The following is an 11,732-nucleotide window of genomic DNA, read 5'->3' as shown; positions in this document are numbered from 1 at the left end:
CTGGCTAGGGGGTATGGAACTGACTTGGGTGCAGCTATCAATGCACCGATCAATCACAGCGTTCATTGGCTTGCCTCCGGCCATTTGGCGCAGATTATTTTGGGCATGACTGAGGCTCCGGCAATTGCAGCGGGGTCTTGATCGGGTATTCGGGGCTGCCGTAGGCGTAGCAGGAGGTGGTGACCTGCAGCTCGTCGCAAGGAAGGAAGTGCACGGTGAGGCCGCAGACTTTCTGGCCGGTGTAGTCGGGGATGGCTACTTCTTTGCTGTGGCGACGCTTCTGCGACTCCACTTTCTCAAGCCATTCGTCGTATTTGGCTTCATTGGCAAACCCAGGAAATTCATCTGCGAGGTCACTCACCCCACTCGCTCCAGTTTCCCACTCGACCCGCACGGCCATCCCCGGCTGCCAGCGCGAAGGTGCGATGTAACAACACCCCCCCCTCCGCCTTGGTAGGGACCGATGATGTCCAGGCCAGAACGGCCATTGACGCTGAAATGATTGATAGCCCAATGGGTGTGGTTGATGCCTTCGAGGGTGCTGGCATGGACGTTTTCTGTCAGCACCATTACGGCGAGTCCGCACAGGGCGCCGAGCAGCGGGCGCCCCGTGAGCATTGAGCCGAGTGCTAGTGCGGGGCAGCGACGAATCAATTCAGACCAGCGCATCGTTCACCTCCCCACCATTGGCGTCATAGGCATCCCAGATCGCGTCGATGGCACGATGAACTTCAGCGAGGCGCTCGGCGTCCATCACCGGTGGTGTTGAACGAACAGACTCGGACGCGGGGACGGTCTTGCCCCCCGCCAGTTGAACGGCACCCTCTTCTCCATATAGCGCCAGATCCCGACGGCCGAGGTCACCGAAGAACACCATGCGTTCCTGGAAATAGTGGCCCCGGGGCTCACGTCCAATCGAATAGAGAAACCAGGCCCGGGAGTCGTGGACCTGATCGTCGAACAGGGCGCGTAGCAGGCCCTCGGGCTGCGCGGCGTTGAGGTGTTCAGCCACATGCCCGCGGGTATGTTCGTCGCGGTGGTTGCCCCAGTCGCTGGGGGCCGGGAACAACCGGCTGACCAAGGCTCGCCCCGCAGCTTTCATGCGCCGATGCTCGGCAAGAATAACTTCATAGGCCCGATAGGGTTGCTGACCCAGCCTCAGCAGGGCCACGCGCAGGGCGATGGTACGCAGCGATCCGGGGCTCCGGTAGGCTGCGGCGAACTCCCCGGCGGCTTCGCGCAACTGGGTTTGCGCCATGTCGGCATCGAAGTCCTTGACCCCGGGTTCAAACAGCGTTTTTGCTACGTCCTCCCGGCGTTCGCGGTTGTGTTGTAGCTTGCGCCGGTCTTCGACTTCTTTCTGCTTGGCGTCGCGCTTGTACTCGGCGTCCTTGCGCACTTGCGGGTCGGCTTCTTTGTCGCTGGCCTCGCGGTAGAAGTCGGTGTCGATCAGGCTGGCGAAGCCATAGCGGTCGATGCGCCAGGCGGTGATCCAGCCCAACTGGGTTTGCAGGGCCTGCTCCAGGCTGTCGCTGGCGAGGAGTGGTTCGTAGTGTTCGATTTGTTGGAGGGTAAGCGGGGGCAGTGCGGGCTCGAGGCCCAGAGTCACTTGTCGCCAGGCGTTGAAGCGGTTGACTAGAGTTGGCGTAATAGCGAATTCGGCCTCTGCCTCCAGATCCATCACTCGCCAATATTCACGGCTCATTGAAGCCGACAAGGCCGCTTTGGGTACTTTCAGCGGGGCGCCATGGGCAAAGGCGTCGGCATACAGATCATGCAAGGCAATCTGGGACAGCAGCAGACGGTCATCTCTTCCAATCGCCTTCCCCTGATCCCCAGGCGGATACCCCCCACCCTGATCCGAATGCACCCCTGGGTAGATCACCTCGACACTGTTCGCCGGGTACCCCCCTGCGTACGGCGAATCGACTCCAATGGAAAACACAGCCGCTGCTCATGGCTGGCCACCAGGTGCAAACAGCGCTTGACCAGATCAGCGGGCAGCTGCTGATTACCATCGGCCCAGCTCATATGGCCGTTCGCCCCCGGGATGATGTCGGCGATACCCACCGAAGCCACGGTGTCGAGCAGCCCGAGGTATTCCACGCTCACCGGCAAGTGCAGGTCGAGCAGTCTCAGGCTCTGGGTAGCCCGGGCCAACAGTTGGTTCAGCGCACTGACAAACGCTCGCGCCGCCGCGGCACCGCGGGAAAATCCGTACACATAAAGCTTGAGCCCCAGCAGCTTGACCTGCCCGGGCTGGTGCTGCTGCAGGGCGATGCGCAACGGCCGGGTCAGGGCGGAGAACTGTTTGTAAAACTCACGAAGGCGGTTGCCGGAACCGGTCGCCCACTCCAGCCCCGGCAGGCTGCCCATGGCCCGGACCGCCGCCAGCAAACTGGTGTTGTCCAGCCGCGGCTGACCCAGCGTACGGCGCAGGGCGTCGAGGATCATCATTAGCGCCCAGTTGATGCGTTCCTCGCCATAGCTGGCGAGCGCCAGGCCCATCCAGTAGTAGTCCAGATCACCGACTTCGGTAAAGGGCGTGCCGACGCCGGGCATGTAGTACTTGAAAAACTGGCCATTGCCGGTGCCTGGTGCGTCGGTCAGGCCGCGGGCGGTACTGGAACCGTGGGTGGTGCCGCCGGCATGGCCGTCGCCAATGCTGGCGCGGAACAGGCGAGCGACGTTGGTCGGATGTTTGGGGTTGGACAGGTACAGGTCATTGTTGAGGTTGTTGCCGGTGCCGTCGAAGAACAGGCTGATGTGCACGGTCTTGCAGCAGGGTGGCAACACCCGGCGACCAGCCGCGATGCTCAAGGCGTCGTGGTAGTCATGCTCCTGACTGTTCTGGCGATGCTGATTCTGATGAACCTGCGCGGCCCGGGTGGGCAAACGACCCTGCAACGGGAACTGCGGCGGGTACCAGACGGGGGCGTGTTTTACTTCGGACATGACGAGGGCTCCGGCAATTGCAACGGGGTCTTGATCGGATATTCAGGGCTGCCGTAGGCGTAGCAGGAGGTGGTGACCTGCAGTTCGTCGCAGGGCAGGAAGTGCACGGTGAGGCCGCAGACTTTCTGGCCGGTGTAGTCGGGGATGGGAACTACTTGGGTGTGTTGGCGTTTTTGAGATCTGATTGATTTTGCCCATGCTTCGTACTTGACCTCATCCGCGAAACCGGGGAATCCATCGGGATAAGCCACACCGGTTTCCCACTCGACCCGCACGGTCATCCCCGGCTTCCAGCGCGAAGGCGCGATGTAACAGCACCCTCCCCCTCCCCCTTGGTAGGGACCGATAATGTCCAGGCCCGAGCGGCCATTAACGCTGAACTGGTTGATAGCCCAATGGGTGTGATTGATGGCTTCGAGCGTGCTGGCCTGGGTGCTTTGAGCAAACAAAGCACCGATCAGAACGCAGAAGGTTGTCCCCCAATGACTAGCGACTGATGATTTAGGCATAGACTTCATTTCGCGGGTTTCCACGGTGACTCCACTCCTGTGGTTCGCACCTTTTCAAGAACAAAGGCTTCTCGCTGAGACTCAGATAGCAACCCGGCTTCAGTTGCCTCGATCATGGCCACGTAGCAAGCGCGGAAACGACGTTCGGCGCCCCACTCCAAAGGAAAGGCATCCCTCAGTCGTTTCACGACCAAAGTGGCATCGCTGACACACCCAAGGATGTCCAGTTGATCGTCACTGAGTTCGATGAGGCTGAAACACTCGGGCCTGTCCGGCGGCTCGCTGCTTCCCAGCAGGCGCTGCGGTACGCCATCACGATCGAGCCAGCTCCAGAACACCGCCGGGGCCAGCAGGATGTGCTGTTGATCAGGATCAAGCACATGGCTGAACAGCAACGGAAAGACCCGCGGATCGTAGTAACGCAGCAGTCCCGGGTAGCCGCCGTTGACGGCCTCCAGACAGCGCCCCAGGCACTCGGCCAAGTGCTGGAAAGGCCAATGGGAGGCCAGCACCAACAGTTGCGAACTGCCCCGCAGCGCCTGCATCAAGCCGAGCAGCCATTGCCGTTGCAGGGGTTGCGCCAGATCGATGCGCACCAGCAGCGGAGCCAGTTCGTCGGCACCGGCCTCCGGTAACCCGGTGAACAATGAATGCCAGGGGATCGCCGGTTCGACACTGAGCACGCTGGGCAGCCACGGGGTGGCGCTGCCTGCCTGGTCGATGATGACGTCCAGGCAGCTGATGGAGGCCTTGGCGCAGGAGACTTCCAGCAGTTCCAGCCATTTTGTGTGAGCAACAGCCGTCATCCTCGTGCCTCCCTGAGAACGAAACCCTGAGCACTCGCCTGAGCTTTCTTCAGGCACTCCTTGCACACCGAGCCTGGCAGTTCAGGCAAAGGAAACGCTTCGCCGGCAGGCGGACTGAAAATGCATCGCCCGTAGAAGTCGATCACCTCTGGACTGAGGAATTGGATCTTGCCCTGTGGGGTAATCCGGATACAGCCTTCGCCGGAGCCCAGGGTGATGCCATTTCTGGCCGTCAGTTGCAGATGGCCCTGCACCGATTGCACCGTGATGTCCTGTTGGGCAATCAGGTTCATCAGGTCGCCGTGGGATTCGATTTCCAGCGGTCCCTTGCCTGACACCAGGCGCATGCCTTCCTGTTGGGCCAGCAGGGAAATGCCTTGATTGGCGTGGGCAGACAAGCGTTGAGCAGCGGCCAGATTGATCTCGTTGTTGCTTTGCAGGTAAAACGAATCACCGCTTTTCAACAGCGCACTGGCGGGTGTCACCGCGCTGATGCCGTTAGGCGCGCTTAGTAGAATCGCCGGGGCTTTGAGATCTTGAGTGTCGGCTTGCAATTGCTGCAGACCCTCGATACCCGGCTGACGGCTGTGGTGGGCCTGGGCGATGGTTTGCCAGTCGGCAATTTGCTGTTTCGCCCCGTCGATCTGGTTGGATGCACGCGCCATATCCAGCACCGGGCCTTGCGCCTTGGGCTGCGCATCGGCACTGATGAACACGCCCTTCCCTGCACGCAAACTGCCCCAGTCATCGGTGCGCAGCTCAAACCCTTCCCCACGCTTCTTCCGCTGGCCATCCACCAAATGCCCCAAATTCAGCTGACTCTTGCCGCCATACTCGGTACTGAGCTTGATGTGCTCCTGCCCCCGCGTGTCATCCAGGCGCAACTTGTTGTTGGCCGGCGTACGCAGCACGTTGCGGTGGTCGTTGCGCTGGGTCACCAGGTCCGGGTGCTGGTCGTCGTGCAGGGCGTGGGCAATGTAGGGTTTGTCCGGGTCGCCTTGTTCGAAGGCGATGGCCACTTCGGTGCCGGCGATCAGCGGCAGGTGCAGGCCGTAGGTGTCGCCGGCGTAGGCGCGGGCCTGGCGCAGCCATTTGCTTTCGCGGCCGGCGGGCCAGGTGTCGCGGTCGAAGAGGAACTTGACCCGGTAGCGCCCTTGCATGTCGATTTCGGTGTACAGGGGGTTGCTCTGGGGGTGGGTGATGCGCGCCGGCAGGGTGCCGGCGATCTGTGGTTTGGGTGGGACCTCTGGGCGAAAGCACAGGCGCAAGGCGTAGGGCATGGCCTCGAAATCGCAGGTCAGGCTGCGGTCGCGGGCGGCGCGGATGGTGATTTTTGTGATCACCACGCGGGGGGTAAAGGCCTTGGGGGCGTCGCCGCTGATGGTCAGGACCTGCCCCGGGGCCAGGGTGGCGCTGCTGCTGGTGCCGCTGAGGTGGGTCTGGTTGTTGAGGTAGCGTTCGTGGCGCAGGCGCGCATAAAAAAAGCCGCTTTCGCTTTGCAGGTCTTCGTCGCGCAGGTGGGACTTGCCGAGCACGCGGTAGGGTTCGGCGTAGTGGTAGGCCTCGCCGTAGGTGTTGTCGGCGACGCCGCGGGTCGTGGCCACGCCGTGGGTGGTGGGCTCGCCGAGGGTCTGGTCGACCTCGCCGTCGAGGTAGGCGCGGCTGTCCTCAGGGTGATTGGCACGTACGCTGACGTGCTGTTCTACCACCCGGTGGCGGGTTTGCAGATCCCAGACGCTGTCCTGCTCACTGTTGCTGAAGCCCGAGGGCGAGCGCAGCGGCAGCTCGACGTCGAACTGGTAGCAGCGCTGGTCGTCGCAGAACTCGACGACGTCGAAGGCGAGCTCTTCGTGCTGGATGCAGCGGTACCAGATGCCGACGTCGGCCAGGATCCGGCTGATGAAAGCCAGGTCGCTTTCCTGGTACTGCATCACCTGCTCGCGCGGCGGGTAGTCACGCTTGAGGTTGAAGCGAAAGTGACCGGTGTCGAGACCATGGCGGTCGCGCAGAATGCTTTTGACGATGTCCGGGACGGACTGGTGCTGATAGATCCGCGTTTGCTGGCCGCGGTCGAGCAGGGCCAGGCGCGGTTGCAGGGTGACTTCGTAGCGGGCTTCGTCGATCGAGCCGGACAGGCGTTGGCAGGCGGTGATGCGGCCGTAGACGGTGCGCATGGGCTTGGGCGGCTTGGGCACTTCCCAGTCGAACACGGGCACGTTGGAGGGGGCGGCGTACAGGCTGAACTCGGCGTACTGGCCGATGAGTTTTTCCGCACCGATGTCGAGGTCGCTGGCGGTGAATTCGATGCGGTAGAGGTAGGGTTGACTGAGGTACTCATGGCCCTCGAAGGCGAGGACGTCGAGGTGGGTGTCGAGTTTGTCGATCTGGAGTGTGTAGCGGTTGTGGCCGAAGACCGGGTTCATGCTCGGCCCTCCGGTGCAACGACTGAAGGTCCGTCGGTGAATTGCAGCGTGATGCCCTCCTCATCGCTGCAGCCCAGGGTCACGCCAAGGGTTTTGTATTTGGCGGCCTGACGCTGCAGCAGCTGTTGGCTGAGCACCGGCAGAATCTGCTGGTTGAGCAGGCTGTCGATGTTGCGCGCACCGGTGTCGGGCAGCAGGCAGGCGGCGACCAATGCATCGTGCAGGCCATCCTCGATCTGGCAGGTCAGGCCGTAATGGCTGTGCAGGCGCCTGGCGACCTTGGCAAGCTTCAAGGCGACGATATGCTTGAGCGCGTCGGCCAGCAGCGGGCGGTAGATCAGGGTCTGGAAGCGGGCGAGCAACGCCGGCTGGAAGTGCTCGCGCAGCAGTGGTCGCAGCCATTCGTGCAAGTCGCTGTCGCTGGCTTCGGGCTGCTCGCGCAGACCGTTTTGCAGCTCATCGCTGCCGAGGTTGGAGGTCATCAGGATGACAGTGTTGCGGAAGTCGATTTCACGTCCTTCGCCATCACGCATGAAGCCGCGGTCGAACACCTGGTAGAACAGGTTGAGCACATCGCGGTGGGCCTTTTCCACTTCATCCAGCAGCACCACGCTATAGGGCCGCTGGCGCACCGCTTCGGTGAGCACGCCGCCCTGGCCGTAACCGACGTAACCCGGTGGCGAGCCCTTGAGCTGGCTGACGGTGTGGGCTTCCTGGTACTCGGACAGGTTGAGGGTGATCAGCGATTTTTCGCCACCGAACAGGCAGTCCGCCAGCGCCAGGGCGGTTTCCGTCTTGCCGACGCCGCTGGTGCCGACCAGCAAAAATACCCCGAGCGGCGCCTGCTCTTCGGTCAGGCCGGTCTTGGCCGCGCGCAGGCGCTGGGCCAGGGCACCGAGGGCATGGTCCTGGCCAATCACCCGCTCGGCCAGTTGCTGTTCGAGGTCCAGCAGGCTGGCCTGTTCGTCCTTGAGCAAACTGCCCAGGGGCACGCCGGTCCAGTCGGCGATCACTTCGGCAACGCTGCGTGCATCGACGTCGAGGGACAGCATTGGCTGGCTGCCCTGGGCCCGCAGCAATTGCTCCTGCAGTTTCGCGCAGAGGTCGCTGCGGGCCGGTTCGGCCTGACGCGCATCGAGCAATTGGCGGGTCAGGTCGAGTTCGTAGCGGTACTGGCGCAGCAGGTCATCCTGCTGTTGTTGCAGCTCGACCTGCTGTCCGGCGATCAGCGTCAATCGTTCGCTCAAGTCGCTGCCATTGAGTTGCACATCCTGTTCCAGCGCACGCCGCTCCAGCTCCAGCGCGGCATGCCGGGCCTTGAGCCGCACCAGTGCCTGGGGTTCGCAGTCGAGGCTCATGCGCACCCGCGCGCTGGCGGTGTCGAGCAGGTCGACGGCCTTGTCCGGCAACTGCCGGCCCGTGAGGTAACGCCGCGACAGGCTGACCGCGGCCTGCACCGCCGCGTCCTGGATGTGCACGCCGTGATGGCTGGCGTAACGCGCCTTGAGGCCGCGCAGCATCAGGCAGGCGCTGGCATCGTCCGGCTCGTCGACCTTGACCATCTGAAAGCGCCGTTCCAGCGCGGCATCGCGCTCGAAGTACTGCTTGTATTCGCTCCAGGTGGTCGCGGCGATGGTGCGCAATTCGCCTCGCGCGAGGGCCGGCTTGAGCAGGTTCGCCGCATCCGCCCCGCCCGCCTGGTTGCCGGCGCCGATCAGGGTGTGTGCCTCGTCGATGAACAGCAGCACCGGGTTGGCCGACTGCTGCACGGCGTCGATGACGTTTTTCAGGCGTTGTTCGAATTCGCCTTTTACCCCGGCGCCTGCTTGCAGCAGGCCCAGGTCAAGGGTGCGCACACTGACCGACTTGAGGCTGTCCGGCACGTTGCCTTCGGCGATGCGCAAGGCCAGTCCTTCGACCAGCGCGGTCTTGCCCACGCCGGGTTCGCCGACCAGGATCGGGTTGTTCTTGCGCCGGCGGCTGAGGATGTCGATGACCTGGCGGATTTCATCGTCACGCCCGAACACCGGGTCGATCTGCCCTGCCCGCGCCTTGGCGGTGACGTCCTGGGTGAATTTGTCGAGCACCGCTTGCAGGGCATCGTGCGCGGCAGCACCGGAGATGGGCAGTGCCGGGGGCTGGTCCAACGCACTTTGCTGTTGGACGTGCGGGCGTTCCTCGGAGTGTTGATCGAGCAGCGTCGACAAATGCTGCAACTGGACTTCACTGAGGCTCAGCATGGGCCAGGCCGCATCGCAAGCCAGCATCTGCGGACTGTCCTGCAACGCGCCCAGCAGGTGCGCCGATCGCAAGCTGTCATGCCCTTCCAGCGACGCGCGCAACCATGCGCTCTCGATCAGTTTCTGCAACTTGCCGCACAACTGCGGCTTGCCTTGCACGCTGCGCGGCAGGGTGTCGAGATGGTCAAGCAGACCGCGCCACAGTGCGTCCATGTCCCATTCATGACGACGGGCGATCAGGGTCAAGTCGCCCTCGCCCTGCTCCAGCAACTTGAGCAGCCAGTGTTCGATGCTGATCCGCCCATGGGCACGGCTTTGGCACAACGACGCCGCCGCGCTGAGCGCCTGGGCGCAGTAGGGATTGAGACGGCGAAGCAGGCGCGTGGAGTTGTCGGTCATGGAGGTACGTCCTTGTGCTGAAGGGTCAGCGGATAGTCGGTCAGGGCGATGGAAAGTGTCGGGATGGGCTGGGTTGAACGTCCGCGCACAGACGCTCAACCCAGTGCACCGGAACCAGCAGGCAGAGGCTTGCCTGCTGGTTATTCAGCGTTACCCTCTACTACGTTTGTCCCATTTATCGTCGTGTTTGAGGTTTCCGTCCTTGAAGTCCCAGAAGATCTCCTCGTAGCGCAACTCAACCTCTTCCAGGTGGTTGAGTTTCGCCTTGTCCGGATCTTTGACGTCGTGCATTTTCGACGCGACCTTCACTACCTTTACTTTTTTCAGCAGGGTGTTGTAGTACTCGACTTCCTGGCCATCGTTGTCGATGCGATAAAATTTGAATTCGGCGCTTTCGAGAGTCTGACCCGTGGTCGCAGCCTTATAGAGGTAGGTGCTGGAGGCATCGATTTCCTTGGTGAACACGTACGGAGCATGGGTCCGCGTACCGGTCAATTTTCCGGTGTTATCGTCGGTGGCGATGTAGACGCTGTGGTCGTGAGCGATTACCTCGATACTGCCTTCGCGACCTTCCACGGTCACTGAACCTTCAATGTCCACGCCGCCGTCATTTTTCAGCCACAGGTAAACGGGAATTGCCATGTGAAGCTCCTTTTCTCAGTACACAAATGCCGCGTTTTCGGCAGGGGGTTGAACGTCTGCACCGGCCGTGGGAAGCGCGCAGGCCCCCGCTTCCGGCACCAGACGGATATCGACGCGACGGTTGGCCTGACGCCCCGCCTCGGTGTCATTGCTCGCGATCGGCTGGCTCTTGCCAAAGCCCTGCACCGCGAAACAGCTGTCGGGGATGCCACCCATGCGTTGCATCCATTCACGTACCGCTGCCGCGCGGGCACGGGACAAGTGCAGATTGTGTTCGTCGCTGCCCACGGCGTCGGTATGCCCGGCGATGACGATCAACCAGCCAGGCTGGGCCTTGATGCCGACCAGGGCGTCGATCAGCACCCTGGTCGATTCGGGCTTGAGTTGGGCGCTTGCGCTGCTGAACAGCGACAGGCTGTCCAGACGCACCGTTCGCGCGGTACGTGCCGCCAGCGGGCGGGTCGACGGTTGCTTGTGATCGGCGATGGTCGTCAACACCCGGTCACGCAGGCGCTCGCCGTGATACAGGCCAAAACCCAGAGCCATGGGGGCGCCCAGGCGGTAGTACGAGTCCAGTCGCACCGCGTCCTCGCGCAGCACGTTCAACGCATCCTCGCGCCGGGCGAATTCGGCTTGCTCAAGACGCGTCGGCGGGGCAATGGATGTGTAGCGCCGCAGGTCGTCACTGACCTGGCGCAGCAGCATGGTGTTCTGCCAGGTCGAGCTGATCAGGGCGACAACGGTGGCAAACGCGAACAGCCATACCGCGATCACGATTGCGCCACGCTTGGGCGATGGTTGAGGCTGCCGGGGCAGCAGACTCAGCAGAGGGTCAGGAAACGGCAACGGCTCCCCCGTTTCCTGTATAGCGCCATCGGCGTCCAGCAGCGCGGTCTTGTCCCGATGCCATTGCCGCCACAGGTTGCCGGGCACATAACCGGCCAGTGTCGGCACCAGGGTGCAGGCCCACACCAGCGGCAGGCCGATAGCGTGGCGACCTTCACGGTGGGTGAAGTGCGCCAGGACATGTTCGTCCAGCCAGGCAGCTGCACTGTTGAGCTGGATGCCGGCCTGCAAACGTTGGGTATGGACTTCACTGCAAGCGGACAGCCGATACCAGTCGTTCGGGCTGAAGCTGGTCCCCGCCTGCAGAATGTTGCAGCGGTCCTGGCCGGCGCCCCAACTGAACCAGGCCCCTTTGGCTGCAGGGGACTGCAGATAGCTGACCAGCATCAACGGCAAGCTAAAGCCGCGCTTGCGCGTCAGCGCGACCTGATGATTGAAGGTGCGCACCTGCCCGGCCAGCACCCCGGCATTGGTGTGTTCGCCCGGGTTGACGATGAGCATTACCCCGAGCTGTCCGCCCCACTGAGGGCGCATGGTCATGATGCGGTCGACCAGCCCCGGCAGTTGCTCCGTACTGGAAACCCGCAGGTAGCACCCCTGCTGGGTCAAACGCTGCGCCGGATGATCGGCGTGCGCTTCACCAAACAGATTGGACAGGCCATCACCACAGACCAGCACAACGGGTTGGCGGAAGCTCGCCAGTGGCAGCGTGAAATCATCGAGGGAACTGTGCAGTTCCTGTTGCTTTGCTGCCTGACGCACAGCCCGCACCCACGCCAGCGCGACGCTGCCGACAACCATCAAGACGCCAACCCCGCGCGTCCATCCGCCAAGCGGGATGATCGCCAGCAGCGTAAGGGCCAGTGCACCGGCCCACAGCCAGAGCCCCTGTTTGAGTTTGAGCGTCATTGA

8 protein-coding genes and 1 pseudogene are annotated in these 11,732 nt (G+C 62.7%); all 9 read right to left on the bottom strand.

Annotated features, from left to right (window positions below):
* Window positions 1-94: 94 nt before the first annotated feature.
* Window positions 95-618 (bottom strand): annotated as a pseudogene (locus AB4O16_RS29120) (DUF3304 domain-containing protein).
* Window positions 619-655: 37 nt separating this feature from the next.
* On the bottom strand, window positions 656-1,945 hold the full coding sequence (locus AB4O16_RS29115) for a T6SS phospholipase effector Tle1-like catalytic domain-containing protein (protein ID WP_460156488.1): 1,290 nt from the start codon (window positions 1,943-1,945) through the stop codon (window positions 656-658).
* The gene (locus AB4O16_RS29110) at window positions 1,882-2,955 is read right to left on the bottom strand and encodes a DUF2235 domain-containing protein (RefSeq protein ID WP_460156487.1); all 1,074 of its coding nucleotides are present in this window, start codon (window positions 2,953-2,955) and stop codon (window positions 1,882-1,884) included. Before AB4O16_RS29110 ends, AB4O16_RS29115 begins: the two co-directional genes overlap by 64 nt.
* Window positions 2,943-3,464, bottom strand: coding sequence for a DUF3304 domain-containing protein (locus AB4O16_RS29105; RefSeq protein ID WP_160387925.1), 522 nt, complete (start codon window positions 3,462-3,464; stop codon window positions 2,943-2,945). Before AB4O16_RS29105 ends, AB4O16_RS29110 begins: the two co-directional genes overlap by 13 nt.
* A gap of 5 nt (window positions 3,465-3,469) precedes the next feature.
* Window positions 3,470-4,270 carry a DUF4123 domain-containing protein gene (locus AB4O16_RS29100; RefSeq protein ID WP_160387906.1) on the bottom strand — a complete coding sequence of 267 codons (801 nt, stop codon included), beginning with the start codon at window positions 4,268-4,270 and terminating at the stop codon, window positions 3,470-3,472.
* Window positions 4,267-6,693, bottom strand: coding sequence for a type VI secretion system Vgr family protein (locus AB4O16_RS29095; protein WP_460156486.1), 2,427 nt, complete (start codon window positions 6,691-6,693; stop codon window positions 4,267-4,269). The genes AB4O16_RS29100 and AB4O16_RS29095 overlap by 4 nt, the downstream gene beginning before the upstream one ends.
* The gene (gene tssH / locus AB4O16_RS29090) at window positions 6,690-9,332 is read right to left on the bottom strand and encodes a type VI secretion system ATPase TssH (protein ID WP_460156485.1); all 2,643 of its coding nucleotides are present in this window, start codon (window positions 9,330-9,332) and stop codon (window positions 6,690-6,692) included. The genes AB4O16_RS29095 and tssH overlap by 4 nt, the downstream gene beginning before the upstream one ends.
* Window positions 9,333-9,482: 150 nt before the next feature.
* Window positions 9,483-9,974: a type VI secretion system tube protein TssD gene (gene tssD / locus AB4O16_RS29085; RefSeq protein WP_160387909.1), complete on the bottom strand. Its 492-nt coding sequence runs from the start codon at window positions 9,972-9,974 to the stop codon at window positions 9,483-9,485.
* 15 nt (window positions 9,975-9,989) lie between these two features.
* Entirely contained in the window at window positions 9,990-11,729 is a 1,740-nt protein-coding gene (locus AB4O16_RS29080; RefSeq protein WP_460156484.1) for an OmpA family protein, read from the bottom strand.
* Between the last annotated feature and the right edge of the window lie 3 nt (window positions 11,730-11,732).

This window comes from Pseudomonas sp. S2_H10, assembly GCF_054668285.1.
This window is presented reverse-complemented; position numbering and strand designations above follow the sequence as displayed.